Origin of the sequence: Marinobacter sp. M5B (genome assembly GCF_042604615.1) — a bacterium.
Classification (GTDB): domain Bacteria; phylum Pseudomonadota; class Gammaproteobacteria; order Pseudomonadales; family Oleiphilaceae; genus Marinobacter; species Marinobacter salarius.
Window position 1 is genome coordinate 1981160 of sequence record NZ_CP156894.1, and the last position, 25748, is coordinate 2006907.

Annotated in this window: 27 protein-coding genes; 23 read left to right on the top strand and 4 right to left on the bottom strand. The window is 53.7% G+C overall.

Annotation, left to right across the window (positions count from 1 at the left end):
- Positions 1-238: 238 nt before the first annotated feature.
- The 15 genes from AAGD24_RS08920 (at position 239) to AAGD24_RS08990 (ending at position 9213) form a co-directional block, all read left to right on the top strand.
- Positions 239-1180 carry a HEPN domain-containing protein gene (locus AAGD24_RS08920; RefSeq protein ID WP_379867154.1) on the top strand — a complete coding sequence of 314 codons (942 nt, stop codon included), beginning with the start codon at positions 239-241 and terminating at the stop codon, positions 1178-1180.
- A gap of 24 nt (positions 1181-1204) precedes the next feature.
- Complete coding sequence (locus tag AAGD24_RS08925) at positions 1205-1780, top strand: hypothetical protein (protein ID WP_379867156.1); 576 nt, start codon at positions 1205-1207, stop codon at positions 1778-1780.
- Positions 1781-1934: 154 nt separating this feature from the next.
- Complete coding sequence (locus AAGD24_RS08930) at positions 1935-2198, top strand: BrnT family toxin (RefSeq protein WP_126810273.1); 264 nt, start codon at positions 1935-1937, stop codon at positions 2196-2198.
- Positions 2188-2457, top strand: coding sequence for a type II toxin-antitoxin system BrnA family antitoxin (gene brnA, locus AAGD24_RS08935; RefSeq protein ID WP_041333061.1), 270 nt, complete (start codon positions 2188-2190; stop codon positions 2455-2457). The genes AAGD24_RS08930 and brnA overlap by 11 nt, the downstream gene beginning before the upstream one ends.
- Positions 2458-2495: 38 nt before the next feature.
- A complete protein-coding gene (locus AAGD24_RS08940) occupies positions 2496-3140 on the top strand; it encodes a hypothetical protein (protein ID WP_379867158.1) in 645 nt (214 codons plus the stop codon).
- Positions 3141-3191: 51 nt separating this feature from the next.
- The gene (locus AAGD24_RS08945) at positions 3192-3527 is read left to right on the top strand and encodes a hypothetical protein (protein ID WP_379867160.1); all 336 of its coding nucleotides are present in this window, start codon (positions 3192-3194) and stop codon (positions 3525-3527) included.
- Between the two features lie 68 nt (positions 3528-3595).
- Complete coding sequence (locus AAGD24_RS08950) at positions 3596-3907, top strand: hypothetical protein (RefSeq protein WP_379867162.1); 312 nt, start codon at positions 3596-3598, stop codon at positions 3905-3907.
- A gap of 114 nt (positions 3908-4021) precedes the next feature.
- A complete protein-coding gene (locus tag AAGD24_RS08955) occupies positions 4022-4303 on the top strand; it encodes a hypothetical protein (RefSeq protein ID WP_379867164.1) in 282 nt (93 codons plus the stop codon).
- A gap of 124 nt (positions 4304-4427) precedes the next feature.
- Positions 4428-4940, top strand: a complete 513-nt coding sequence (locus AAGD24_RS08960) for a hypothetical protein (RefSeq protein ID WP_091644687.1) — start codon at positions 4428-4430, stop codon at positions 4938-4940.
- Positions 4941-5989: 1049 nt separating this feature from the next.
- Complete coding sequence (locus tag AAGD24_RS08965; RefSeq protein WP_379867166.1) at positions 5990-6553, top strand: hypothetical protein; 564 nt, start codon at positions 5990-5992, stop codon at positions 6551-6553.
- Between the two features lie 433 nt (positions 6554-6986).
- Complete coding sequence (locus tag AAGD24_RS08970; RefSeq protein WP_379867168.1) at positions 6987-7559, top strand: hypothetical protein; 573 nt, start codon at positions 6987-6989, stop codon at positions 7557-7559.
- A 103-nt stretch (positions 7560-7662) separates the two neighbouring features.
- Positions 7663-7941: a type II toxin-antitoxin system RelE/ParE family toxin gene (locus AAGD24_RS08975; RefSeq protein WP_379867170.1), complete on the top strand. Its 279-nt coding sequence runs from the start codon at positions 7663-7665 to the stop codon at positions 7939-7941.
- Positions 7941-8234: a HigA family addiction module antitoxin gene (locus tag AAGD24_RS08980; protein WP_023012140.1), complete on the top strand. Its 294-nt coding sequence runs from the start codon at positions 7941-7943 to the stop codon at positions 8232-8234. Before AAGD24_RS08975 ends, AAGD24_RS08980 begins: the two co-directional genes overlap by 1 nt.
- A 92-nt stretch (positions 8235-8326) precedes the next feature.
- Positions 8327-8653, top strand: a complete 327-nt coding sequence (locus tag AAGD24_RS08985; RefSeq protein WP_041333076.1) for a DUF2834 domain-containing protein — start codon at positions 8327-8329, stop codon at positions 8651-8653.
- Positions 8654-8733: 80 nt separating this feature from the next.
- Entirely contained in the window at positions 8734-9213 is a 480-nt protein-coding gene (locus AAGD24_RS08990) for a nucleoside deaminase (RefSeq protein WP_036206828.1), read from the top strand.
- A 57-nt stretch (positions 9214-9270) separates the two neighbouring features.
- On the opposite strand, the gene AAGD24_RS08995 is transcribed toward AAGD24_RS08990, so the two are convergent.
- Positions 9271-11352 (bottom strand): EAL domain-containing protein, encoded by a 2082-nt coding sequence (locus tag AAGD24_RS08995; RefSeq protein WP_379867173.1) that lies wholly within the window; start codon positions 11350-11352, stop codon positions 9271-9273.
- Between the two features lie 375 nt (positions 11353-11727).
- Here AAGD24_RS08995 and AAGD24_RS09000 point away from each other — a divergent pair, with 375 nt between their 5' ends.
- Positions 11728-13131, top strand: coding sequence for a pectin acetylesterase-family hydrolase (locus tag AAGD24_RS09000; RefSeq protein ID WP_085681033.1), 1404 nt, complete (start codon positions 11728-11730; stop codon positions 13129-13131).
- Positions 13132-13189: 58 nt separating this feature from the next.
- Here the strand turns inward: AAGD24_RS09000 and AAGD24_RS09005 are convergent, their stop codons facing one another.
- Positions 13190-13861: a hypothetical protein gene (locus AAGD24_RS09005; protein WP_379867175.1), complete on the bottom strand. Its 672-nt coding sequence runs from the start codon at positions 13859-13861 to the stop codon at positions 13190-13192.
- A 212-nt stretch (positions 13862-14073) separates the two neighbouring features.
- Here AAGD24_RS09005 and AAGD24_RS09010 point away from each other — a divergent pair, with 212 nt between their 5' ends.
- The 4 genes from AAGD24_RS09010 (at position 14074) to AAGD24_RS09025 (ending at position 18942) form a co-directional block, all read left to right on the top strand.
- The gene (locus AAGD24_RS09010) at positions 14074-14403 is read left to right on the top strand and encodes a hypothetical protein (protein WP_036206835.1); all 330 of its coding nucleotides are present in this window, start codon (positions 14074-14076) and stop codon (positions 14401-14403) included.
- A 74-nt stretch (positions 14404-14477) separates the two neighbouring features.
- Positions 14478-16439: an aconitate hydratase gene (locus AAGD24_RS09015; RefSeq protein WP_379867177.1), complete on the top strand. Its 1962-nt coding sequence runs from the start codon at positions 14478-14480 to the stop codon at positions 16437-16439.
- A 41-nt stretch (positions 16440-16480) separates the two neighbouring features.
- Complete coding sequence (yghU, locus tag AAGD24_RS09020; protein WP_036206857.1) at positions 16481-17359, top strand: glutathione-dependent disulfide-bond oxidoreductase; 879 nt, start codon at positions 16481-16483, stop codon at positions 17357-17359.
- Positions 17359-18942 (top strand): PQQ-dependent sugar dehydrogenase, encoded by a 1584-nt coding sequence (locus AAGD24_RS09025; protein ID WP_127400999.1) that lies wholly within the window; start codon positions 17359-17361, stop codon positions 18940-18942. The genes yghU and AAGD24_RS09025 overlap by 1 nt, the downstream gene beginning before the upstream one ends.
- Positions 18943-18973: 31 nt before the next feature.
- On the opposite strand, the gene AAGD24_RS09030 is transcribed toward AAGD24_RS09025, so the two are convergent.
- Positions 18974-19222, bottom strand: coding sequence for a thiamine-binding protein (locus tag AAGD24_RS09030; RefSeq protein WP_036206861.1), 249 nt, complete (start codon positions 19220-19222; stop codon positions 18974-18976).
- Positions 19223-19247: 25 nt separating this feature from the next.
- Positions 19248-20945: a gamma-glutamyltransferase gene (gene ggt, locus AAGD24_RS09035; protein ID WP_379867320.1), complete on the bottom strand. Its 1698-nt coding sequence runs from the start codon at positions 20943-20945 to the stop codon at positions 19248-19250.
- A 174-nt stretch (positions 20946-21119) separates the two neighbouring features.
- Between ggt and purU the strand changes: the two genes are divergently transcribed.
- The 3 genes from purU (at position 21120) to serC (ending at position 25747) form a co-directional block, all read left to right on the top strand.
- Complete coding sequence (purU, locus tag AAGD24_RS09040) at positions 21120-21974, top strand: formyltetrahydrofolate deformylase (protein ID WP_273624172.1); 855 nt, start codon at positions 21120-21122, stop codon at positions 21972-21974.
- Between the two features lie 127 nt (positions 21975-22101).
- Complete coding sequence (gene gyrA / locus AAGD24_RS09045; protein ID WP_036208563.1) at positions 22102-24681, top strand: DNA gyrase subunit A; 2580 nt, start codon at positions 22102-22104, stop codon at positions 24679-24681.
- Positions 24665-25747 carry a 3-phosphoserine/phosphohydroxythreonine transaminase gene (gene serC, locus AAGD24_RS09050; protein WP_273624171.1) on the top strand — a complete coding sequence of 361 codons (1083 nt, stop codon included), beginning with the start codon at positions 24665-24667 and terminating at the stop codon, positions 25745-25747. Before gyrA ends, serC begins: the two co-directional genes overlap by 17 nt.
- Position 25748 lies beyond the last annotated feature (1 nt).

Consider the following 25748-nt stretch of genomic DNA (forward strand, 5'->3'; position numbering starts at 1 on the left):
GAGGGTCTATTTCAGATAAGCGAACAGGCGTACTGGGTGAAACTTGACAATTGACGCTTATTTTTCAGACTGGTCAGTTGTTGAATATTTTAATTTATTGAAAATAAAAGAAAATTATGGTCAGTGACATCTAGGGTGTATGGAAATAGGTGCGTTTTTGGTAGATGTCATTTGTCGTTGAATTAGCTGTTAAGTGTCTTTGCTCCAAATAATATCGAGCCATTTTTCGAGGTTTACGATGGGCCACAACGACCATTTCGAAGACGATTATCCTGAGTTGCCCGATGAAGCTGGAGCGAATACACGATCAGGTTTCGAACCTAATAATGAGTGGCTTTTATCCGCATCGCCCAACCTTCGTCATGAGGCAATGCGGCAATGGTTCCTGAGTCGTTACTGGGACCCAGCGAACGATACGCCTTACAACGGTCGCGAAGGAGGGTACATCTACGTCCATGGCGGTCCCTACGAAGCAGAGGATGAGCTCTATGGTAGGTTTGGCCACTTATTTGATGACGAGATAGTGCGTGCTGTAATTGAGGCTGTTGAGTCCGATGGAATATATGAATGGGCTCCAATACATACCGAGCCAGATTACGATGATTACTTTGCTTTTGAGGTTGAGTCAGAAGACTTGCCTTACCAGCAATTTATCCAGCGCTTATCGGAAATCGATTCTTTGCACTCTACAGAGCTAGGCGCTGAGCATCAAAAGCTTCTTCGCCAACTTCTTTATTCCCACCTGATTGCTGCTTTAGAAACCTATTTATCAGATTCCATGTCATATTGGGTTAAATCTGACGAAGCTGTTTTCAAAAGGTTTGTGTTTTACTGTTTTGATTTTAAACAGGAAAAATTGTCGTTATCAAATATATTTGATCGGCTTGAAGGGCTGCGAGAGCAAGTAGAAAAATATATACAGAAAACCGTCTGGCATCGTTTGGATAGGGTTATGCCGCTATTTTCGAGTGCACTGAATATCGAGCGACCAGAAATTGAACAGCTCATGCAGCACATAGTGATTCGACATGACATAGTTCATCGAGGAGGTAGAACTAAGGACGGAGACCATGTAGAAATCACAGCTGATAAGCTGGTCGAGCTACGTAAATGTGTTGCGAACTTTATCGAGAACATCGAAAAGAAAATTGCGGAAAAAGATCATGATTCTGATTTCTAGTGTATTCAGAAGAGCGCTTAACAAATGCATGTTGTCGGACGGATTTTCCGCTGCGCTCCAAATCCGCCGCAAATGCAGGCGTTAATGGTTCAAGGAAAGAGTGTGCATCGATCAATCAATTGTGTGATTTCACTGATTTTATTTTTCGGCGCGGGTGGCTTTGTATATGCGTGTGAACAAAAAGCGCCGATGAGTGATAGAGAAGAAAGAGTATCTTTTTGCTTGCAGAAGTTTGGTGAGTACCAAAAGCGGCTGTCGGACCTGCAAGAAACGACTTCCTGGCTAAACGTTGAAAGAGTAGAGGAGCTTCATTCGTTCATGGCAAGTCGACGTGAGGAACAGTTGAGTTGTAATGTAGATCTCGGAGGTATGGGTGGTCTGTCAGCAGTAACACAAACCGAAAATATGTCCGGTTTTCTGAAGGTAGAAAGTAGTGCGAAAGCTCTCGTCCAATTTGCCGGTGCTGGTGCGCCGAACAGAATTTTGGAAAAACTAGCCTCCCGTTTGGAAGAATCGATCTCAACTTTCCGAAGTTCCTCAGAGATCTTCTTGAATCACAAATATGAGTTAAGGGAATCTGAGGCAGGCAATTGCAGGTAAGCTCGCACACCATTAACAAGTCGCTTAAGTCTGTTCCCGGCCTGAAGACCGTCCACCGGACGCCACTGTCGTGGCGCCGCTGTGCTCGGCGTTAGCAGTTTCACTACTCCTCCCAAATCTTGCAGAATGAGTAAAAAAGGAATAATTTGTACTCATGGATGAATTTGAATTCGACGAAGCCAAAAGCCAGGCCAATCTGGACAAACACGGTATCGATTTCGTTGCTGCCCAAGGGCTGTGGAAAGATCCGTACCTGCTGGAGATCCGCGCAAAATCAGAGGATGAGCAGAGGTTTTTGCTGATAGGCAAGATTGGTGAAAAGCACTGGTCGGCTGTCGTCACGTACAGGGATGCTCGTATTCGTCTGATTTCAGTCAGACGTTCCCGCAAGAAGGAGGTTGAGCTCTATGAAAGCTAAAGACTTCGATAAGAAATTTGAGGAAGGTCAAGAAGATATTGTTGATGACCTGGACCTGTCGTCTGCTCGTCGCGTTAATCAGGAACAAAAGCGAATCAACGTCGACTTCCCGGCTTGGGTTGTGGAGTCGTTGGACCGTGAGGCTGCGCGCTACGGAGTTACCCGTCAATCGATCATCAAGGTGTGGCTGGTGGAGCGTCTTCAGGCAGAATCTGCTAACAAGCCGCTCAATGGTGACGCCGCAGGCGGTGCACATTAGCGGAGCGTTAACGTTTTATCTAACAGAAGGAGTTTGTGTTGTCTCTGAACAGTTTGGTTGAAGAAGGTGCTGTAGCGAAACGTCTATTGCAGCCCGTTTTTTCGTGGGGTAGAGGCTCCTGGTTCAAAAGGCTTTTGGTTTTAAGTCTGTTTGGTCTGATTTTTATTGCTGGTTACTACTTATTACTTCAGTCACTGCTTTCAGAGGTTAGAAAGCATGATGATCAGGTATCGAAAGAAAGGAATCGGATTGTAGAAGCAAGTCTCTACCAAGCAACGATTGGTTTTGCGGAGCTGTGTCTTAAACCAGCTACGATAGATAAAGAGAACGCCTCTTGGTATTGCGAAAAGGCTTTGCAGTTGTATAAGAACAACAACAAAGGAACGCCACCTGAATTAAGGAATGAGATTGTCGAACGTAAGGCGTACGGGGCTATGGTTTCCGACATGGAATCTCAACTTAGAGGGATCAAGCTAGATAGACTTGATCAGACGTCCCCTGCTCTTGATTGGCTTGATCAGATATTGAGCAAAACTGGTATGTTTTTAACATTGTCCTTGGCTCTCTTCGGCATTTTGGCTTTGGTGTACGGCCTATATTTGCACCGTGACAATTCGGAATCTGATGAGCCAGAAGCAGATTCCGGTAATTCTCAAAACACGTTAACAAGTGGGTCAAGCTGACCGGTACTACGCTGCGCTGCGTACCGGCAGCTTACCCAAGGCGTTAACTTTATGAGCCTAGACCTGAAGCGAACACCCGATATCGAAGCAGTCGTTACACTGCTGAGCACAGAAGAGGGTGGCAGATCTACTCCAGCCATATCAGGCTATCGTCCTGCCCACTCGGTGAGTGATGACTATCTAACTTCAGGCTTACACCAGTACATCGGCCAAGATCGGCTTGCACCAGGCCAAAGCTGCCCTACCAATATCTGGCTACTCTCTCCTGATCTCTATCCTCATTCGCTGTGGGTGGGTAAAGTGCTCAAGGTTCAGGAAGGCGGCCGGCTAGTCGGTCATGCCAAGATTACTAAGGTTTTCAATGTCGCACTGCTGCGTGACAGTTAACAATACACAGCACCGGACGCCACTGGCGTGGCGCCGGTGTGCTCGGCGTTATGTTTCCTAGGATTGAAATGAGCAATCAACTAAAACTTAAAACATTGCTGGGCGTTCTTTCCGCTCTTGAAGATCCAGTCTCTCATCGAGCGAAACTCAAGAAGAAAAGCCTTTTCCTGGCGCTAACAGCATGGGTTGGCTTCCTGTTCAGCTTCGTTCTCTATTTTCAGGATTTTAAAGGATTGTACCTTCCATTCATCGCATCGTTTTCAGGCATCCTGTATGGGCTGTCCATGTATTTAGATTCCGCTGTCAAGCAATGGCCTGTTGTCGCAAAGCATGTTGATATCGAGTCTTTAAGGGCAGAAGTTGAGCAATTAAAAACATAACAAGTGCGTCAAATACGTTCCGGGCCTAAAGGCCCTCCACCGGACGGCTTTTGCTCCGCTTCGCTGCGCCAAAGCCGCCGTTTACGCAGGCGTTATAAATCCAGGGTCTCGAGTATGCAAAAAGAGTCAGCAATCTGGCTGGTAATCCGGACAATCGGTCTTTTGCTCCTGTTGGTGTCGGTGTTTTTTGCCCTGGAGTTCATGGTCAACGTTATTTCAATCATGATGTATGAGCCGCCAGAGGCACAGTCTGGGGTCATTCGCCTGTCAAACCTCAGGTGGGATCCGTTCTATACTTCAGCTTTCAGTTTTGCTCTATCTGGATATTTTTTATCCTACGGCAAAGCAGTTTTCAGGTGGCTGAATAAAGAGGGGCAAGGCCGTGAAAATTTCTAACCATGCCAGGCACGGCGACGGCTACCGCATTGCGGCTTCGCCTCCATTCCGTAGCCGCGCATGCTGGCGGCGTTAGCGGCCGGTGAGCCTCTGTCCTTGAGAGTTTTAGAAAAGGTCTAGACACGTGTTTTCGACCGATATGTACAAAATGGTCAAATCGAACGGTGAAAGCGTGTGCTTCGACCGTCCGATTTTACCCAACGCGATTATTTTCGGCGTGATTGGCTTGCTTGCCGCGTGTTTGATTGTTTTCGTTTGGGATGATCCAGCCTTAGAGGCTTGGTTCTGGTTCGCAAGCATCGGTTTGGGGCTTATGGTATTCGGCCTTTTTTATCTCTTAGTTCCAGATAAGCGAATAACCTTGGAAAGGGATGGGTCGATATTTATATTGAAGGGTAAGCACTGGTTCGGAAAGCGAAACAGTAGATTCTCGTCTGATGGCGCAATGACAATCGTGCGGGTCACTGCGTCAGAGGGCAACAATGCTATGAACTATGTTTTAGAGGTAAAAACCTTGGATGGCTTACGCTTCATGATGGGCTTTCATGGCTTTGGAAGTTTTAGTAAAGAGAAGCTTGAGGAGCTTGGTAAGCTTTTAGAGGAGAAATCCAGAGGTCGATTAGCATTGGTGCATTAAGCGAATTCGAATGGTGAGCCAAATTCAGACAATGTTGCTATACGCCACTAACCAGTCGGTCAACCGGACGCCAAAAGCGTACCGCTTTTGGTTCCCTTCGCTGCGCTACGGCGCCGGTTACCATCAGCGTTATAAGCCAAGGCTCCGGTAGTTTTTTTGGTGGTTGGGTGCATGGGCCTTGGCGGCAAATTGTGTGGTAGTTTTTGGTTTCGCGTCGTTGCCAAGGCCAGCAATATCGTCGTCCAAACTGGAAGCCAATTTCGGCTTCTATCGGGTTATCAGCAGGGTGCTCAGGTTGTGGGGCTGTTCGTCGAAAATTCTGAATTGGCCCGGTAGTCTGTTGGTTTGTATCGGTGCCGGACCGTGAGCAGGTGCGGGGTTTCTTTGGTGTTCGCATTCGAGCTGCGGTTTGGATCGAAAACTATCGGGTGAACCGGCTTCTAACTAGTCGCTGTAGTACGCGGCCGATGGCCGCCGGACGCCCTTTACATTGCGGCTGCGCCTCCATTTTAAGGGCGCCGTTGTGCGCGGCGTTATGTGTTTCTAAGGAAGCAAGGTGAATTGTCCTCACTGTAATGCGAAAGCAAAGTTGTCTGAGACTTTGAGAGTCTCGCGCTGGAAAAACTACACCTGTCAAAGCTGCGGGAAAGATTCGACATTCACCCTGTTGAACGGTCTCTCTGTCTACGCGTTAATGGTGTTCGTCGCGACAGTCATAATGTGGATAGCACAAAGATTAGGGTTTAATTTCAGCCTGCTTCTGTACTTTGTGCTTTTGACGCTCGCACTTTATCCATCGAAAGCTTTGCTTGGGAAACTGGTGCCAGTCGGTAAGACCGATGGATGACCCGACATTGGTTTGGCAGACACTGGCAGAAATTATCCATACAAGGCCAGTCACGGCGACGCCTACTGCATTGCGGCTTCGCCTCCATTCCGTAGCCGCGCATGCTGGCTGGCGTTAGAAAATTAACGAGCCTCAAGCCTAGATTGCGATGAAGCAAATTTTTGAATTTGAGCATACCGTCGACGGACTTTACGGTGCCTACTTGGACTCCATAGCCGGCTTTCGACACCTCCATGCAGAGAGTGAAAGGGGAAAGGTCAATCTTGCCAAGCTTCTGTGTGGTGATAACGCGAGCGACGCCGAATTAGCAGAAGCTGGGGCAGAGTGTGTATATAGTTATGCCGAAGGTGAGCCGGGTGAACCCGGTTTCGTCGAAATACACACATGCACATATGACGAATACATCTCCAGAAATGCCGAGCGTGGAATGAACCAGTGGTTCGCGGGGAATATGCTTGCGGTGAATATCTATGCGTTCTGGGAAAATTTTCACAGGCAGAGAATCGCTTCACTGCTTGGTAAAGAGAAACATGATATTCAAGCCCCGATCATGGGTGATCTGCGACTTTACAGACAGTCGATATTGCACCACAACGGAAAAGCATTAAAGGAAATTAGCAAATGCGAAGTACTCAAGTGGTATTTGGAGGGAGAAGCGATCTTTCTTGATACTGAGAAAATTAGTGAAATCATTCTTCAGATTAAGAAATTAATACAAGAACTCAAGACTGAATGGCGCGTGAGAAGTTCAAGGAGGCTGAGGTGACAGAGGCGAGCCCATACAGTTACGCGATTGAAAAATTGACTACAGCTGTTGGCTGTCTCGCAACTCATCCGGGTGATGCCAGGCATCGAATCATCGCGGCCTCCTCAGTTTTCAATGTTGTGAGAACTTCAGATTTACCACCACAACTCAGAGAGAAATGGCTCGGAGTGATCGCCGAAGCTACGAAATTTGGGCCCATACTTAAAAGCAACGGAGAGGTCCTCCGTAGCCCCGTAGAGAACACAATGTACCGGCGGAAAAACTCCACCGCATCAAAACTAGCCACGGCAATCTATGAAATTTACTGGGATATCAGCCGCAACCAGCGATATCTCTAACAATCACAGGACGGCGACGTCTACTGCATTGCGGCTTTGCCTCCATTCCGCAGCCGCGCGTGCTGTTGGCGTTAACACCAGTGGGTGCAGGAAGCATGAGTGAGAATATCGGAAGTTACATTGAAGAATTACGACACACTACGACAGTTGCCGGACTGAATTACGAGGTGTGGTGGGTCTACAAAGGCAAAGATACCCGTCCCAAATATGTGGATGGTATGAACAAGTACAGCCTTTTCTTTCAAACTTCTATCCATGCGCACTTTGTGGCCCTTCTGGTGGAGCTGTATCGGCTATACGAAACACGCAAGGATACATACAACATTCCTGGCTTGATCAAAGAGCTTCGGGATCAGCATGCGTTTTCCAATGAGGTGCTGGAAGAAATTGAAAAGTTGTACAAGGACGAAGCAAAGCCATTGTGGGTCAAGGTGAGCATTCTCAGAAATAAGGCATTTGGTCACCGTTCAAATGCTCACACGGTCAAAGAAGTATTTGAGGAAGCAGGGGTCAAACCAGATGAGCTTCGTGATCTTGTGGAAGTTACGAAAAAGCTTATGAACCGCATTACGAGTAAGTGGGATCGAAGTACCCACGCATTCAACCTTGGCTCTCGCGAGTCATTGATAAACCTTTTAGAAGACATCAAAAAGTTGCATCAGTGTTAACCAGTGGCTCAAGCCGACCGGTTTGCGCTGGCGTTCCAACCGGCGGCTTAGCCTGGCGTTAAGCTCTATTGTTGCGTGGTGCGCAACATGCTAGCATTCTATTGTGATTAAATCATTCCGTCACAAAGGACTGAAGCGGTTCTACTCGACCGGCCACACGTCTGGCATACAACCCGACCATGCCAAGAGGCTGCGTATGCAACTGGCTGCTCTGGATACGGCGACTTCAATGGAAGACATGGATATCCCTGGTTTTCGGCTTCATCCATTGAAGAGCAAAGACAAAGGCCGCTGGTCGATTAGGGTTAACGGAAATTGGCGCATGACGTTCGAGTTCCAGGACGGCAACGCCTACACTCTTGATTACGAGGATTATCACTAATGACTATGCATAATCCGCCTCATCCTGGTGAATTCATTCGCGAGGTGTACCTGGAGCCTTTCGGTATCAGTTCTCGTCAGCTTGCTTCCAGTCTGGGCGTTTCACCTTCTACTTTGTCTCGGCTGCTCAAAGGGGATAGTGGTATTAGCCCAGAAATGTCGTTGCGGCTGTCCAAGGTTCTCGGGCGTACTCCTGAGAGCTGGTTGGCGATGCAAGATATGTATGACCTATGGGTCGCTCGCGGCACAGTCAATCTGGATGGTATTCATCGCTTGGACTTCGAAGCAGCTTAGCCAGGGGCTGTTGTCGAACGCACCTATGCTGGTGCTCCGGTACGCCGCAAAGCCAAGGCGTTATATTTCTTAAACTTCAATCAAGGAAGATCATGAGAGTATCGACTTTACCCCTAATCATTCTCTGTCTGTTCATGGGTTTTACCTTTTGGGTAATGGCCGGAGCAGAGCAGTCGCTTTTAGCTTTTGGCGTTCAGCTCATGTCCAGCCCGGACACAGCCCAGGTTGTTATTGATCTCTACATTCTCGCTGCTTTGGCCTGTGTCTGGATGTACCGGGATGGCAAAAGTCGCGGAAAAGGGTTGGGCTATCTCATCCCATTTTTTGTTCTTACAGCAGTATTTGTGTCTGCCGGCCCGCTGCTATATTTGGTGTTGCGCGGTGGGCGTGAGCCTGAAGCCGAAGCCAGCAAAATATAATCAACCGCATCAGTACGCGGCCGATGGACGGCACCCGCACTTCTGCGTCGATATTGGCCACAGGATTCGAGGAGCACGTCATGGTGAACGATGGAGAGATACAGCACCTGCGTCGGTGCATAGAACTTGCAACTGAGGCTCTAGAGCTGGGTGACGAGCCATTCGGCTCTGTGCTTGTAGCAGCGGAGGGGCAGGTACTTTTTGAAGATCACAACCACGTTGCCTCAGGTGATCGAACCCGCCATCCGGAGTTTGAGATTGCGCGGTGGGCTGCGGCGAATATGACCCCGGAGGCCAGAGCAGAAGCAACGGTCTATACGTCTGGTGAGCATTGTCCAATGTGTGCCGCCGCCCACGGCTGGGTCGGGCTGGGACGTATCGTGTACGTGAGCTCCTCCGAGCAATTGGCGGCATGGCTTACCGATCTTGGAGTTCCAGCACCTCCCGTACGAGCGTTACCAATCCGAGAAGTCGTTCCAAACGTGGCAGTTGAAGGTCCGGTTCCCGCTCTTGCCGAACAGGTGCGTGATCTGCACCGTCGTTTTCATAGTTCAACATAGTTGGCAGCAGCATTCTTCTGTCAGCGATGCCAACAGTCGTCACGCAGCTTCGCTCACCTAAGTAACCAGAGCCGATTCCGTACGTTTGGTCATGTGAGCAATCTTCTCGAGCAACGCTTCGGGCGGGGCAGGCCTCGCCAACAGATACCCTTGCAGGGTATTGCAGCCAAGCTGGGTCAGCAGTGCCTGTTGTTCGGCTGTTTCAACACCTTCTGCGACAATCCTCATATCCAGCGTTTTGCCCAGAGCGATGATCGCCTGGATGATTGCTTCATCATCGTTATCCTGGGCCAGTTCGGTAATAAAGCCGCGGTCTATTTTCAGTTCGTTGGCTGGTAAACGTTTGAGGTAGAGCAGGCTTGAGTAGCCGGTGCCAAAGTCATCGATGGAAATGGACACGCCAAGATCCGACAGTTTGTTCAATACGGTGAGGCTTGTCTCTGCGTTGCACATGGCCGTTGTTTCGGTGATTTCAAGCACCAGGTGTGAGGGATCCAGGGAGTGCTTTCTCAATGCCTCGCGAACCACGTCAACCAGGCTATGATGCTCCAGCTGAACCGCTGAAAGGTTTACCGCTACACTCCACTCCTGATGCCCCTGATCGTACCAGACCTTCATTTGCCGGCAGGCTTCCTCGATGACCCAGTTGCCAATGGGCACGATCAGCCCGGAGCTCTCTGCCAGCGGGAGAAAACGATCGGGTGACAGGAATCCGTGATCGGGGCTTTGCCATCGCAGTAGGGCTTCGAGGCCAGTCATGGGGCCGTCTGGTGCAACAAACTTGGGCTGATAATGCAGTACCAGCTCGTTGCGGCTGACGGCCTGCCGCAGATTTCGCTGCATTTGCATCTGCAGGTGCACATTGGCGTTCATGCCGTGTTCGAAAAAGCAGTAGCCGTTGCGGCCCTGTTTCTTGGCGTGATACATGGCGGCGTCAGCATTCACCATCAGCTCATGTTCGGTTTTACCGTCCTGGGGGTAAATCGCGATGCCGACACTGGTGGAAATGTGAAGGGGGATATTTGAAGTCTCGTAGGGCTGCTCAATGGCATCAATTAACCGTTGCGCAAATACGGCGGAAGTTTCCGGCGAGCAGGGTTCCAACAAGAGTACAAATTCATCCCCTCCAAGCCTCGCGGCTGTGTCTCCCTCACGTTTGTTTGAAAGCAGGCGATGCGCCACCTCTTTGAGCAACTGATCTCCGACATGGTGCCCGTGCATGTCGTTGATCGCCTTAAAGCCGTCCAGGTCCAAAAACAGTACGGCAAACTCACCGTTGTTTCTCTCGGCTCGGTGTATCGCTTGCTCCAGCCGATCTCCCAATAGAACACGATTTGGTATGCGGGTCAGGTTGTCCTGCAGGGCGAGCTTTATGAGTTCGTTATTGGCGTCATCGAGTGAGTTGGACAGTTGGCTGGTGCGTACATCAAGCATTGACACAATTAGAGCAATGGCGAACACCGCAAGGCTGACAATGATGACCAGCACAGCCAGCCACTTTGTATCGATCCCGCTGTTGGCCGCGCCGCAAAAGCTGTCGATCGGGAATTTGGAGGCCGCCATTCCGGTATAGTGCATGCCGATAATGGCGCACCCCATAACCAGGGACGCGCCAATGCGGCCGAAGGTGGCGCGCTTGCTTTCCTCTCGCAGTCGAAACGCCAGCCAAAGGGCGGCAGTGGCCGCGACAATGGCGATAACAATGGATAGCCCCACCAGCCAGGGTACATAGAAAATGTACGGATGCATGAGCAATGCTTCCATACCGATGTAGTGCATGCTGGCTACACCCAGGCCCATCAGTAAACCACCCGATAGCAGCCGCCCCCAGGGCAGCGTGTCCTGACACACCAGATAAAGGGCGAACGCAGAACACGCTATGGCGATGACTAATGACAGCAGGGTGAGGGGGACGTCGTAGCCTAGTTCGATGGGAAGGCTAAAGGCGAGCATGCCGATAAAGTGCATGGACCAGATGCCAAAGCCCATGGCGATGGAACCGCCAATCAGCCATAGAACCGCAGAGCGGCCCGATGCGCTGGAGACACGGCTGGCCATATTCAGGGCCGTATAGGATGCAAGAACGGCAATGATTATAGAACAGGCGACCAAAACTTCGTTGTAACTGCTTTCCAGCATCAAATATTCCCTTATGTAATCGCTGTTAAAAGTGAATTACAGCCGCCTGATGTTGAACGCTGCCTGTTGGTTGATGATCTAAATATCCATTTTATTTCAGAAAGTTAGTTTCTAAATAGTGCCAAATTGTTATGTTTTATGTCGTGATGAAAATTCTCTTAGTCCCATTGGGCCAATATTAAGTAGGCAGTAGAGGAGGTAGTTCTCTCCAATTCAGTCATTTCCTTTACATTTTTCAATAACGCTATTACCTATCATTTTTTAGGACCAATTGTTCTAGGGGGATTCATTGAAATGACAGAGTGTCACGTCTAGTTTCGATTCAGGGGTGAGCTCAATGATTGACTACGCCCCAATAACAACAATCAAGGAGGGATGCCTGTGAAAACGAGCATCAAGAACCAACTGCTAGTTGTTCTTATTCTACTGGGCGTAACAGGCCCGGCGATGGCTGAGCTGGGTGACTATGGTTTCTGGCGAACACTCGGGAATCTGGTTAATCCACCGGCAGCGGATAACCCGGTTACTGCAGCTCAGCGTCAGGGTGACTACCCCTTACTTGCCAACCCGCCGGGGTTCAACGATGGTTTTTCGCCAGGCAACTACTACGCCTGGCAAACCATTCCCCTGGCACCCGAAACCGGCGCTGTCTGTGGTAACGGCTCTGAGTACAAGTTCTTTGTGAACCGCGTGCCGAACACCAGTAATACGATTATCTACCTGGAAGGGGGCGGCGCTTGCTGGGATTACGAGAGTTGCTCTGGCCAGACGGGCATTCGGGGAGCCCGCAACCCGGATGGTATTCCCGATGACTACATGAACCTGACAAACCCCAGTGCCAGCTTGGTCAGTCCGTTTGTGGTGCGCCTGAATCCACTGACATCGGTCAAGACCCAGAACTGGAACATGGTTTATATCCCGTACTGCACGGGAGACGTCTACTCCGGTGACAAGGTGGCCGTGTACGAAGATCCGGAAGGGGAAGCGGAGCCTTTGATCTGGCATCACAATGGCCTTCGCAACACCCGCGCCGCGATTTCGTGGGTGAAGGATAATCTGCAGCGGCCGAAGCAATTGCTGACGACCGGATGCAGTGCCGGCGGCCTGGGCAGTTTGACCAATTATCACCCGACTCGCCGAGATATGGAGCCCAACCGGGGGTACATGATCAACGACTCTGGACCTGCCTTCAGTGCGCCTTCCGGAGCGGATCCAGAAGCTTATCCTTCGGTGTTGTTGCAGTCGTTTATCCGTGATGCCTGGGGGTTGGATCAGCCCAATGGTCCGCTGGAATACCTCAGTGACGGGCTTCCACTGATGAACCTGAACGATCTCGGCTCACTGTATACGGCCCTTTCTGCGGAGCTACCGAATGATCGGATGGGGCATACGCATTTCTGGCAGGATCTGAATTACTCCTCCTATTCTTACGAGCGTTTCTATCCGGAAATCGAGAATGCGCCGGATCAGGCTACCAAAGAGGCGTTGATCCACGAACGCTGGTATACGGATACAGAGCGCCTGAAGGGTACCCTGTCCAACCTGAATAATTTTGGGTATTACCTGCCATGGTTCCGCGATGTGAACGAGAGCCACTGCACCACAATTATTGAGTTTGCCAACTCAGACATTCAGGAAGCCGGGCTGGAGCTGGATGACTTTGTGGCCAATGTGTTGAACGGAAGCGGTGCTGTGATGCAGGCCTCTGAAACCGATCAGCAGGCTGACTACAACAAGCCGTTCAATCCGCTCTACTGGGCACTTGATCAGCTTCTGTAGAACATTGGGTATCAGGTTCTCCGGAATCGGGGAACCCGCCGATAGGAATGGCGACGCGTTACTGAGGCGCATCGCCATTTTTGTTGGCGGCCACACGGGCTTCCAGCAATCGCTGGCGTAAGTACTCGTTGCGGGTCATTCCTGCAGGCACTTTGTCCATTGCCATCACCTCTTTCACGATTTGTTTCTCCTGCTGCTTATAGGCTTCAAACTCCGGCCTGGGTTTGGCCAGCCATTCTTCTTTGCGTGCCTGCGCAGCGGCATTCTGCCGGTCAATCAGGCCTTGCAACGCCCGTTTCTGCGCGGCTTCGTCTTCGATGGTGAGTTTTGTCATGGCAATGCGAACCATCAGGCTCTCTGCTGCGCTGACCTGTCCCAGGCGTTCGTACTCAGCCAGGCGCTGTTCCAGCATTGCAGCCTCCGCTGCGCGCTCTTCCGAAGACAGGCTCTTGGCGTTCGCAAAGAAGGTGTGCAGTTCTTCCTCAAAGTCGAGCCGGTTGGCCAGTTCCAGCGTTTGCGGGTTGTCCAGCAAAGCCTGTTGTTCGGCTGTAAGCCCTCTGTTCTGGCTTCGGCTGGTCGGCTGCGGTTCCTGAGGCAGTGCCTGGGTAGCTGGGGAGGTGTTGATGGAGTTTGCGATGTCGGCAGAGGAATCCGTCTGGCTCAGCCAAAAAGAAATACTGACCGTGACGGCAACGATGCCGATGGCAGATGCGAGAGCAATTCGTTTCATGGCAGTCCCCCTTGTTATTATTGCCCTGACTCCAATTCAGGCTTGGCCTGGTCCAGTAAACGCGACAGGTAATCACTATATTAGCGCAAACCGCTGTAGGCGTAGTTAACGTTCCGAAGTGCCAGGGAGTTAATCTCCCCATACGGGCCCTGATCTGTCTGCTACAGTGGCAGCGCACTTACATCCATTGTTGGTCCCGGGAGAAAAGCCTCATGAAACCAACCCTATGCGTTTTCGTCGTTCTGACTGTATTCAGCCTAAATGGCTGGGCCCAGGAGGTCGATTACGATAAACGCAACCTGCACATTTTTTGCGCCTCACATCTGAAGATGCTCAGCGGCACGATTGATGATGGCGGCGATGAATATAAGGCGCTGATGTTTATGTCCGGTGTTCACCGGGACGAGGCAATCGGGATGGGTGCCACCGAAAAGCACTTCAGCGACGTGAACACCTATCTGAAAAAAGTACGCAACACCAGCAAACCGAAGTGGAGCAGCCTGACGTCCCGAAGCAAGGAGCTGTGTTTTCCCCAGTCCTGACGACAGGGTTGGCCAGCGGGATCTATAGTTAACGGTATGAAGGTCTGAAATCTGGCTCGCATGGAGGTCATCCGATGACGAAACAGACGAAGAATCAACCGCGCAATGTTGCCACGAAGCTGATCGAGTCACACCTGGTGTCGGGAACGATGAAGACAGGCGAGGAAATCGGGCTGAAGATCGATCAAACGCTGACCCAGGATGCAACCGGTACACTGGTTATGCTCGAGCTGGAGGCCATGGGGCTCGGCCAGGTCAAAACCGAGTTGTCCGCGCAGTACGTTGACCACAACCTGCTGCAGACTGACAACCGCAACCCCGATGATCACCTGTTCCTGCGCAGTGCCTGCGAGCGGTTCGGCCTGTGGTTCAGCCCGGCCGGGTCCGGCGTCAGCCATCCGGTGCACATGGAACGCTTTGGAAAACCGGGCAAGACCCTTCTTGGCTCCGACAGCCATACCTGCGCTGCCGGTTCCCTGGGAATGCTGGCAATGGGGGCTGGCGGTCTGGCTGTGGCCATGGCCATGTGTGGAGAGCCGTTCTATCTCAACATGCCTAAGGTCATGGGCGTGAAGCTGACCGGGAAACTGCCGGATTGGGTGAGTGCCAAGGATGTCATCCTGGAAATGCTTCGCCGTCACGGAGTGAAGGGCGGTGCCGGGAACATTATCGAGTATTACGGGCCGGGCCTGAAAGGGCTGTCCGCGATGGACCGCCATGTGATCGCGAACATGGGGCAGGAGATGGGACACACCGCTACGGTGTTCCCGGCGGACGATGCGGTGCGGGATTTTCTCAAGCAGCAACAGCGGGAAGGTGACTTCCAGAGGCTGGAAGCCGACCGCGGCGCTACCTACAATCTGCATGACGAGATCGATCTGGGCAAGCTGGAGCCGTTGATTGCACTTCCCAGCAGTCCAGGGAAGGTGTTCCCGGTGCGGGAAGTGGCTGGCGAGCCCATCTACCAAGCCTACATTGGGTCCTCCGCGAATCCTGGCCTGAGGGATTTTGCAGTTCCTGCGATGATGGTCAAAGGCCGTCAGGTTCGCGAGGGAGTATCTTTCGATATCAACCCCACGTCGCGTCAGGTTCTGGAAAACCTGGTAGAACTGGGTCATCTTACCGATCTGCTCAGCGCTGGGGCGCGCCTGCATCAGACCGGCTGCAATGGCTGCATTGGCATGGGGCAGGCACCGGCAACGGATCAGATCAGCCTGCGCACCGTTCCACGGAACTTTGCGGGTCGGTCGGGTACTGATGAAGACAAAGTCTGTCTCTGCAGCCCCGAAACAGCCACGGCGTCTGCGTTGACCGGCGTGATTACAGACCCTCGTGATCTCGATATGAACTATCCTGTGTTCGACGAGCACAGCACCTTTTATGTGGACGATCGCAATATCCGCCCGCCGGCGAAGCACCCGGAATTAACGGTGGTTGAGAAGGGGCCGAACATCAGCACCCTGCCGACGTTTGAGGCGCTGCCTGACTCGTTGAAGGCGCCGGTTCTGCTCAAGGTTGGTGACGATGTTTCCACCGACGACATCCTGCCTGCCGGCTCCCGGATACTGCCGTTTCGCAGTAACATTCCGGCCATCAGCGAGTTTACTTATACCCGGCTGGACCCAACCTATCCGGAACGGGCAAAAGAGTATCAGGACACTGGGTCTCTGATCGTTGGCGGTGACAATTACGGCCAGGGGTCAAGCCGTGAACATGCGGCGCTGGCGCCCCGTTATCTGGGCGTGCGGGCAGTGATTGCCAAGAGTTATTCGCGCATACACTGGCAGAATCTGTCCAGTTTTGGTGTGTTGCCTTTGAGCTTTGTCACTCCAGAGAACTTCGATAGCATCGAGCAGGGCGATGAGTTATCGATTGAGGGGCTGGTTGAAACATTAACAGCCGGGGACAGGGTTGTTGCGAAAAATACCCGGAACGGCGAACGTTATGAACTGACGCATGAACTTAGCGAGCGCCAGGTCCGTATGGTTATCGAAGGCGGACTGCTGAACATGATGCGCCAGGAACTGGCCGCGTGAGGCCTTGTTACCAACAGATCCACTAAACTGAGGAAGAATGAATGACCGATGACACCTACACGCCACCGAGAGTCTGGAAATGGGATGCCGAGAGCGGCGGAGCCTTTTCGCAAATCAATCGCCCCATCGCCGGACCCACTCACGAGAAAGAATTGCCGGTAGGGGAGCACCCGTTCCAGGTCTACTCACTGGCAACCCCGAATGGCGTGAAGGCCACAATCATGTTCGAGGAACTGTTGGCCAAGGGCATCAAGGAAGCGGAATACGATGCCTGGCTGATCCGCATCACCGAGGGGGAACAGTTTGGCAGTGGTTTCGTGAACGCGAACCCGAATTCCAAGATACCGGCAATGATGGACCACACCCACACGCCGGCCGTCCGCGTGTTTGAATCCGGCTCCATCCTGCTTTACCTCGCTGAGAAGTTTGGCGAGTTCCTGCCGACGGACATTGTGGCGCGCACGGAAACCATGAACTGGTTGTTCTGGCAAATGGGCAGTGCGCCGTTCCTGGGCGGTGGGTTTGGCCATTTCTACGCCTACGCACCGGAAAAATACGAGTACCCGATCAACCGCTACACCATGGAAGTGAAGCGCCAGTTGGACGTGCTGGATCGGCAACTGGCCGACAATCGCTACATTGCGGGCGACGAATACACCATCGCAGATATGGCGATCTGGCCCTGGTACGGCGCACTGGTGAAAAACAAGGTGTATGAAGCGGCGGAATTCCTGGAAGCGCATACCTACAAGAACGTGGTGCGTTGGGCCGATGAGATCGCAGAACGCCCGGCGGTCAAGCGTGGATTGATGGTAAACCGCACCTGGGGCGAGGAGAGCAGGCAGTTGCATGAACGGCACGACGCCAGTGACTTCGAACTGCGCACTCAGGACAAGCTGGAGCCTTCCGGAGAGAAGTAATGGCAGCATTGGTTGGCTGGAGGAGAGTGGTGCTGGCATTCATCGTCGCGTTGATCGTGGGCTCCGTGCTGGGCAGCCTTGTGCAAACCCAGTTCAATCTCCAGGCGCTGGAAGGCCTGGGGGTTGAAATCAGTATGGCGACCCGTTTGCAAACCACAGTTCAGGATCTTCTGAACTTTGCCCCTTTGTACGCCATCCTCTTCGGGCTCAGTTTCCTGTTCTCTCAGGGTGCTGCGTCTCTTGTGGCCCGGCTGGCTGGTCAATCAGGCCGTTTGTGGCTGTGCCCGCTTGCCTCGGCTGTGGGATTGTGGGCGACCTTGCGGATTGTGGATGCATTGGCGCCCATGCCTACGTTGATCGCTGCCACGCGAGATATGGGTGGACTGTTGGCCATGCTGGTAACGGCTGCTCTCTCTGGTTTGTTGTTTGCCGTTCTGGTTTCCCGGTTGCCCCGTAAAAATGGCAATGCCTCGGCAGTGCCTGTTGCGATGCTTCTGATGGTTGCCGGGGCGGTTCTGCCTGAATCTGATGCCATAGCGGATGAGGCGACAGACTATACGATTGAAACTGTGGCCAGCGGCCTGGAACATCCCTGGTCAATGGCGTTCCTGCCCGATGGGCGAATGCTGGTTACTGAAAGGCCGGGACGTTTGCGAATGCTGACGGCTAACGGCGACCTGATGCCGGAACCGCTGGATGGTGTGCCGGAGGTTTTCGCATCCGGCCAGGCAGGGCTGTTTGATGTGCTTCCCGCCAGGGACTTCGAGGAGAGCCGACAGATTTACCTGAGTTATGCCTGTGGCACCATGGATGCCAATCACACCTGCTTGGCCAGGGGGCAACTGGGAGAGCAGGGCCTGGAGAATGTGAGCGAACTATTCCGGGTACAACCGGCCAAGAAGGGCAGCGCTCATTATGGAGGGCGGATGGTATGGCTGCCGGATGATACGCTGGTGTTAACCCTCGGAGACGGTTTCGACTACCGCGAGCAGGCCCAGCGCCGTCAAAACCACATTGGCAGTATTGTGCGCCTTAACCCGGATGGCAGCGTGCCGGACGACAACCCTTTTGCAGGGCACGACACCTACCAGGGTGAAATCTACAGCTATGGTCATCGCAATGTGCAGGGGCTGGCCTACGACAGCGAACAGGGCCGGCTGATTGCTCATGAACACGGGCCCCGGGGTGGTGATGAGATCAACGTCATTCGCCCGGGCGCCAACTACGGTTGGCCGGTCACCACCCATGGGCTGGACTATACCGGTGCGCGGGTAACCCCGTTCGAGGAGCGTGAGGGCGTTGAGGCGCCGCTGCTGCACTGGACGCCATCCATCGCCCCATCGGGCATGACCGTTTACACCGGCGATCTGTTTCCTCAGTGGCAGGGTGATCTGTTGGTTGGCGGACTGGTGACCCGGCAGGTGCATCGTGTTCGGTTGGCGGACGGCAAGGCAACGGACGTGGAAACCCTGTTCGGTGAGCTGGGCGAACGCATCAGGGCCGTCGTAACGGGCCCTGACGGTTCGGTTTATCTGTTAACGGATAATGCTGACGGACGTGTTTTGAAAGTTACACCAGACTAGAGCGAGTGTCTGGGCCTGGCTCAAAAGCGCCCTAGCGTGGCCGGCGATCACCTTCCATGATCTTGGCCACAAACACCGCTTTACCGTACTCCTCGAACGACCATTTCATGGTGTCTGAGAGCACGCGCATTACCTCGTCGTACTCACCGAACATTTCGGTGCTCATGCGGCCCGGAAAGATCTCCAGCCCTGTTTTTTCAAGCCGCTCGATAACGGCACGAATGGGCGGCTTGTAGTCATCGGTGAGTGGGTAGCAGCTCAGTTGAACGGATAAAAACATAATGCCTCCCGGGGCTGTGTGCCCCTCAATAGCCCATGGCTGAAGATGTGCTGCGGCGCGGGTCTGCACCGCCGTAGAGGGTTCCTTCAGTATCGATCAGTATGCTCTGGATGGCGCCCATGGCACTTTTTGTCACCACCTTGTGCCCCTTTTCCTCCAGCAGCCTCACGGTATCCGGGCTGATGCCCTGTTCAATGCGGATCTCGTCTGGCAACCATTGGTGGTGAATCCTTGGGGCACTCACCGCAGACTGAATGTTCATGCCATGATCAATCACATTCAGCAGCACCTGCAAGGTTGTCGTGATAATTCGGGACCCGCCGGGGCTTCCCGTAACCAGATAGTTGCGACCATCGCGCCTGACAATGGTCGGCGACATGGAGCTCAGCATGCGCTTGCCGGGTTCCACCTTATTGGCTTCGCCACCGATCAGTCCATAGGCGTTGGGTTCGCCGGGTTTGGCACTGAAGTCGTCCATTTCGTTGTTCAAAAGGAACCCCGCCCCGTCAACGGTGATACCGGACCCGTAGCTGAAATTAATGGTGTAAGTGTTGGAAACCGCGTTGCCCCAGCGGTCGACAACGGAGAAGTGGGTGGTTTCCGGGCTTTCATAGGCCCCGGGGTTGCCGGCACTGATCTCGGTCGACGGCCGGGCTTTGGCCGGATCAATGGTTTTACGCAACGCTTCGGCATAGGCCTTGCTGGTCAGGCCCTTTAGTGGCACCTCCACGAAGTCGGTATCTCCAAGGTATTCCGCGCGGTCAGCGTAGGCAAGCTTCATGGCTTCGGCCATGTGGTGAATACCGGCGGCGGAGTTATGACCGAACTCGGCCAGCGGGTAGCCTTCAAGAATGTTCAGAATCTGCACAATGTGAGTGCCACCAGAGGAGGGCGGTGACATGGAATAGATATCATGTCCGCGGTAGGTGCCATGAACCGGCTGGCGGATTCTGGGGCGGTAGTTCTTCAGGTCCTGAAGGGTGATCAGGCCGTCGTGACGTTCCATTTCCTGGACGATGAGTTGCGCGGTCTTGCCCTGATAGAAGCCATCGACGCCTTGATCGGCAATACGCTGAAGGGTGTCGGCAAGCTCCGGTTGCCGAAATCGCTCGCCTGGTTGCCACGGAGAACCGTCCTCTTTATAGAAGGTTGCGAGAGTTGCCGGCCAGCGCTGCAGTCGTTCCCGCGCCTGTTCCAGGCCCTCGGTGAAGCGTGCGGGTACAATAAAGCCTTCCCGCGCGAGCTTGATCGCCGGGGCTAGGGCCTGTTCCAGCGACAGCGTGCCGTGGCGTTCAAGGGCCATCGCAAGGCCGGCGACGGTGCCGGGCACACCGGATGCCTTGTGGGTGAAGCGGCTGCGATTCTCGACCACGTTACCATCGTCGTCCTGGAACATGGTTTCGGTGGCAGCGGCCGGTGCTTTCTCCCGATAGTCGATGGCCTCAACCGCTTCGCCGTTGCCCGGAGCGTAGAGCATAAACCCGCCGCCGCCGATGTTGCCCGAGCGAGGCTGGGTGACCGCCAGGGCGAATCCCGCCGTAACGGCGGCATCCATCGCATTGCCGCCATTCTTCAGCACGTTCAATGCGACTTCCGTTGCCAGGGTGTGGCTGGTGGCCACCATGCCGTTCCTGGCCTGTACCGGGTGGTGGCGCTCTCCTTCCAGAATGGCCTCTGCGGTCACCGGCTGTAGAGGTAGCAGCAGCGCCAGGGCGATCATCATTCTCGCGGCCAGTGAGCGGCTCGCGACGGCTTTTCGGGTACGTACCTGTAGGGGGTGTCTATCCATGTTTCTGTGCCTCGTTTCTGGTGCTCAGATAAGCTATCATAGCCGGTCATTTTTAAGGGTGTGAAATTGCGCGCCCGTGATCCCGGATCAGATTAAGGAAAGGCTTCCATGGAGCATACCTATCGTCTTGTGATTTCCTGCCCGGATCGGGTGGGGATTGTTGCCAAGGTCAGTAACTTTCTGTCGACCTACAATGGCTGGATTACAGAGGCGAGCCACCACTCCGACACCCAGACCGGGTGGTTCTTCATGCGGCATGAGATCAAGGCCAACTCGATCCCTTTCGGCCTGGACCAGTTCCGCACGGCCTTTGAGCCGATTGCCCGCGAGTTCAATATGAACTGGCACATTGCTGATTCGGCCCAGCCCAAGAAAGTGATCCTGATGTGCAGCAAGGAGTCCCATTGCGTGGCGGATCTGCTCCATCGCTGGCACAGCCGCGAGATCAATGCCGAAATCGTGGCGGTTATTTCCAATCATGAAGACCTCCGGCGCATGGTGGAGTGGCATGAGATACCCTATCACCATATTCCGGTGAACCAGAACAACCGCGACGAGGCTTTCGGTGAAGTGGATGGCCTGATAGAAGGCTATGACGCCGATGTAGTGGTGCTTGCCCGGTATATGCAAATCCTGCCCGGTAGTCTGTGCGAGAAGTACCCGGGCAAGGTGATCAACATTCATCACAGCTTCCTGCCGTCGTTTGCGGGTGCCCGCCCATACCACCAGGCCTACAGCCGGGGTGTGAAGCTGATTGGCGCCACCTGCCACTATGTGACCCAGGATCTGGACGAAGGCCCCATCATCGAGCAGGACGTGGTCCGCATCAGCCACAGCGACTCCATTGAAGACATGGTTCGGCTGGGCAAGGATGTGGAGAAAAACGTGCTGTCACGGGGCTTGCGGGCACACATTGAAGACCGTGTGATTACCTACGAAAACAAGACTGTGGTTTTTGACTGACGGCCACCGCCATATCCCCCGCTAAGGGGTTGAATGTGGTAGTATTGGCCGCTTGTTAAAGAATAACTATGGGGCGCTCTGAACGGCCCTGAAACGACTTCCAGCAAATGCAAAGGAACCTTTCTCGATGGGTGAGTTAGCCAAAGAGATCCTGCCGGTAAATATTGAAGACGAGCTCAAACAGTCCTATCTCGATTACGCCATGAGCGTCATCGTGGGGCGGGCACTTCCAGACGTGCGCGACGGCCTCAAGCCGGTGCATCGCCGCGTACTGTTTGCCATGTCCGAACTCAACAACGACTGGAACAAGGCCTACAAGAAATCCGCCCGTGTGGTGGGTGACGTCATCGGTAAGTATCACCCCCATGGTGACTCGGCCGTTTACGACACCATTGTTCGTATGGCCCAGCCGTTTTCCCTGCGCTACCCGCTGGTGGATGGTCAGGGTAACTTTGGTTCCATCGACGGCGACAACGCGGCTGCCATGCGTTACACCGAGATCCGCATGGAGAAGATTGCCCACTCCCTGCTGGCGGATCTGGACAAGGAAACCGTGGATTTCGTGGCCAACTATGATGGCACCGAACAGATTCCGGACGTACTGCCCACTCGGATTCCCAACCTGCTGGTAAACGGTTCCTCAGGCATTGCCGTGGGTATGGCCACCAATATTCCGCCCCATAACCTGACGGAAATTGTGAACGGCTGCCTGGCATTGATTGATAATCCGGATATGACCATCGACGACCTGATGGAGCATATTCCGGGGCCGGATTTCCCCACCCAGGGCATCATTAATGGTCGCGCCGGCATTGTTGAGGCCTACCGCACCGGCCGTGGGCGCATCTACATCCGTGCCCGCCATGAAATCGAGCACGACAAGAAAACCAACCGCGACGCCATCATTATTACCGAGCTGCCGTACCAGCTGAACAAAGCGCGGCTGATCGAGAAAATTGCAGAGCTGGTAAAAGAGAAGCGACTGGAAGGCATCTCCGAGCTGCGGGATGAGTCCAACAAGGAAGGTATCCGGGTAGTGATTGAGCTGCGTCGCGGTGAAAACCCGGACGTGGTCATTAATAACCTCTTTGCCCACACTCAGTTGCAGACGGTTTTCGGCATCAACATGGTCGCCCTGATCAACGGCGAGCCGAAAATCCTCAACCTCAAGGAAATGCTGGACGCATTTGTCCGGCACCGCCGCGAAGTGGTTACCCGCCGTACCATTTACGAACTGCGTAAAGCCCGCGAGCGTGGCCATATCCTGGAAGGCCTCACGGTTGCTCTGGCGAACATCGATGAAATCATCGCGCTGATCAAGGCGTCTCCGGCTGCGGCCGAGGCGAAAGAGAAGCTGATGGCTCAGGGCTGGGCACCGGGTGACGTTCTGGCGATGCTTGAGCGGGCGGGCGAAGACGCATGCCGCCCCGATGATCTGCCGGAGATCTTTGGCCTGCGTAATGGTCTTTATCACCTGTCGCCAGAACAGGCTCAGGCGATCCTGGACCTGCGACTGCACCGCCTGACCGGTCTTGAGACTGAAAAGCTCCAGAATGAGTACAAGGACATTCTCGAGAAAATTGCCGACCTGCTGGAAATTCTGGGCGATCCGGACCGTCTGATGCAGGTTATCCGTGAAGAACTGGAAGCGGTGGTGACCGAGTTTGGCGATACCCGTCTGACCGAAATCACCAGCTCCAAGCGTGACCTGACCATCGCCGATCTGATCGACGAGGAAGATCTGGTGGTCACCATCTCTCACGGTGGTTATGCCAAGACTCAGGCCGTCGAAGATTATCAGGCCCAGCGCCGTGGTGGTCGTGGCAAGGCCGCTACGTCCATGAAAGACGAAGATTTCGTCGAGAAACTGCTGGTAGCGAACTCCCACGACACCATTCTGTGCTTCTCCAACCGGGGCAAGGTGTACTGGTTGCGGGTGTTCGAGATTCCCCGGGCCAGCCGCGCGTCCCGCGGTCGTCCGATGGTCAACATCCTGCCGCTGGAAGAAGGGGAGCGTATTACCACCTTCCTGCCGGTTCGTGACTATCCGGAAGACCAGTACGTGCTGATGGCCACTTCGGCGGGTGTGGTCAAGAAAACGCCGTTGCCGAATTTCTCCCGTCCGCGCAGCAATGGTCTGATTGCTCTGTCGCTTGACGAGGGTGACACCCTGATTGGTACGGCCATCACCAAGGGTGATGCGGAAGTCATGCTGTTCTCCTCGGCGGGCAAGGCCGTTCGCTTCAACGAGGAAGCGGTACGTCCGATGAGTCGTACGGCTCGTGGTGTGCGTGGCATTAGAATGCCGGAAGGACATCATGTTGTGTCACTGATCATTCCGCAGGAAAACGCGGTTCTGCTGACGGCCAGTGAGAACGGCTACGGTAAGCGCACCACCTTCGACGAGTTCCCGACCTACAGCCGGGGCAGCCAGGGCGTTATCGCCATGCAGTGTTCCGAGCGTAACGGCAACCTGGTCACGGCGTTGCAGCTGTTTGAAGGCGACGAAATGATGCTGATCTCGGACAAAGGCACGCTTGTGCGTACCCGCACCGACGAAGTATCGGTTCTGAGCCGGAACACCCAGGGTGTTCGCCTGATCAAACTGAGCCAGGAAGACGAACGCCTCGTGGGTGTTGAGCGTATTGCCGAAACCGATGCCGAAGAGGTCGACGGTGAGGAAGGAAGTGATGAGCAGGGCGTATAATTTTTGTGCAGGCCCGGCAACCTTGCCGGAGCCTGTTTTGCGACAGGCACGGGAAGAGATGCTGGATTGGCGCGGCACCGGCATGTCCGTGATGGAGATGAGCCATCGCAGTGACGAGTTCGTGGAAATCGCCGAAACTGCCGAGAAAGACCTTCGGGAATTGGCCGGCGTTTCAGATGATTACGCCGTACTCTTCATGCAGGGTGGTGCGTCCAGCCAGTTCTCGACCATTCCACTGAACCTGTTGGGCGACAAGACGTCTGCGGACTACGTGAACACGGGTATCTGGTCGAAGAAAGCCATCGCCGAGGCCAGCCGTTATGGTCAGGTTAATGTCGTGGCAAGCAGCGAATCGAGTGGCTTTGCCAGCATTCCCGATCAGGATAGCTGGACTACGAGCACCGATGCGGCTTACCTGCATTACACGCCTAATGAAACCATTGGCGGATTGGAGTTCGACTTCGTGCCGGAGAGCGGTTCCGTGCCGTTGGTGGCGGATATGTCGTCCACCATGCTGTCACGCCCGCTGGACATCTCGAAATTTGGCCTGATCTACGCCGGGGCCCAGAAGAACATCGGTCCATCCGGCCTGGTGGTCGTGATCATTCGCAAGGATCTGTTGGGCAAGGCGCTCAAGATCACGCCGACGATGATGAACTATCAGGTCATTGCGGATAATGACTCCATGTACAACACGCCGGCGACATACTCCTGGTACCTCGCAGGCCTGGTATTCAAATGGCTGAAAGAGCAGGGCGGTGTTACGGCTATGGGTGAGGTCAATCGTCGTAAAGCCAGCAAACTGTATGGTTTTATTGATGAGAACGACTTCTACGCCAACCCGATATCCCCGCGCTTCCGATCCTGGATGAATATACCGTTCACCCTTGCAGATGACGCGCTCAACAGTACTTTCCTGAAAGGTGCGAATGAGAGAGGGTTGCTGAACCTCAAGGGCCATCGCTCCGTGGGTGGCATGCGGGCCAGCGTCTACAACGCCATGCCAGAAGCCGGTGTCGATGCGTTGATTGATTACATGACCGTGTTTGCGAAGGAGCGGGGCTGAT

Coding starts and splice junctions, on each gene's coding strand:
- AAGD24_RS09015 (WP_379867177.1), top strand. CDS start 14,478: ATGACGAAACAGACGAAGAATCAACCGCGCAATGTTGCCACGAAGCTG.
- serC (WP_273624171.1), top strand. CDS start 24,665: ATGAGCAGGGCGTATAATTTTTGTGCAGGCCCGGCAACCTTGCCGGAG.
- AAGD24_RS09000 (WP_085681033.1), top strand. CDS start 11,728: ATGCCTGTGAAAACGAGCATCAAGAACCAACTGCTAGTTGTTCTTATT.
- ggt (WP_379867320.1), bottom strand. CDS start 20,945: ATGATGATCGCCCTGGCGCTGCTGCTACCTCTACAGCCGGTGACCGCA.
- AAGD24_RS09005 (WP_379867175.1), bottom strand. CDS start 13,861: ATGAAACGAATTGCTCTCGCATCTGCCATCGGCATCGTTGCCGTCACG.
- AAGD24_RS08945 (WP_379867160.1), top strand. CDS start 3,192: ATGAGCCTAGACCTGAAGCGAACACCCGATATCGAAGCAGTCGTTACA.
- AAGD24_RS08925 (WP_379867156.1), top strand. CDS start 1,205: ATGCATGTTGTCGGACGGATTTTCCGCTGCGCTCCAAATCCGCCGCAA.
- yghU (WP_036206857.1), top strand. CDS start 16,481: ATGACCGATGACACCTACACGCCACCGAGAGTCTGGAAATGGGATGCC.
- AAGD24_RS08970 (WP_379867168.1), top strand. CDS start 6,987: ATGAGTGAGAATATCGGAAGTTACATTGAAGAATTACGACACACTACG.
- AAGD24_RS09030 (WP_036206861.1), bottom strand. CDS start 19,222: ATGTTTTTATCCGTTCAACTGAGCTGCTACCCACTCACCGATGACTAC.
- brnA (WP_041333061.1), top strand. CDS start 2,188: ATGAAAGCTAAAGACTTCGATAAGAAATTTGAGGAAGGTCAAGAAGAT.
- purU (WP_273624172.1), top strand. CDS start 21,120: ATGGAGCATACCTATCGTCTTGTGATTTCCTGCCCGGATCGGGTGGGG.
- AAGD24_RS09010 (WP_036206835.1), top strand. CDS start 14,074: ATGAAACCAACCCTATGCGTTTTCGTCGTTCTGACTGTATTCAGCCTA.
- AAGD24_RS08950 (WP_379867162.1), top strand. CDS start 3,596: ATGAGCAATCAACTAAAACTTAAAACATTGCTGGGCGTTCTTTCCGCT.
- AAGD24_RS09025 (WP_127400999.1), top strand. CDS start 17,359: ATGGCAGCATTGGTTGGCTGGAGGAGAGTGGTGCTGGCATTCATCGTC.
- AAGD24_RS08955 (WP_379867164.1), top strand. CDS start 4,022: ATGCAAAAAGAGTCAGCAATCTGGCTGGTAATCCGGACAATCGGTCTT.
- gyrA (WP_036208563.1), top strand. CDS start 22,102: ATGGGTGAGTTAGCCAAAGAGATCCTGCCGGTAAATATTGAAGACGAG.
- AAGD24_RS08995 (WP_379867173.1), bottom strand. CDS start 11,352: ATGCTGGAAAGCAGTTACAACGAAGTTTTGGTCGCCTGTTCTATAATC.
- AAGD24_RS08985 (WP_041333076.1), top strand. CDS start 8,327: ATGAGAGTATCGACTTTACCCCTAATCATTCTCTGTCTGTTCATGGGT.
- AAGD24_RS08980 (WP_023012140.1), top strand. CDS start 7,941: ATGACTATGCATAATCCGCCTCATCCTGGTGAATTCATTCGCGAGGTG.
- AAGD24_RS08990 (WP_036206828.1), top strand. CDS start 8,734: ATGGTGAACGATGGAGAGATACAGCACCTGCGTCGGTGCATAGAACTT.
- AAGD24_RS08930 (WP_126810273.1), top strand. CDS start 1,935: ATGGATGAATTTGAATTCGACGAAGCCAAAAGCCAGGCCAATCTGGAC.
- AAGD24_RS08920 (WP_379867154.1), top strand. CDS start 239: ATGGGCCACAACGACCATTTCGAAGACGATTATCCTGAGTTGCCCGAT.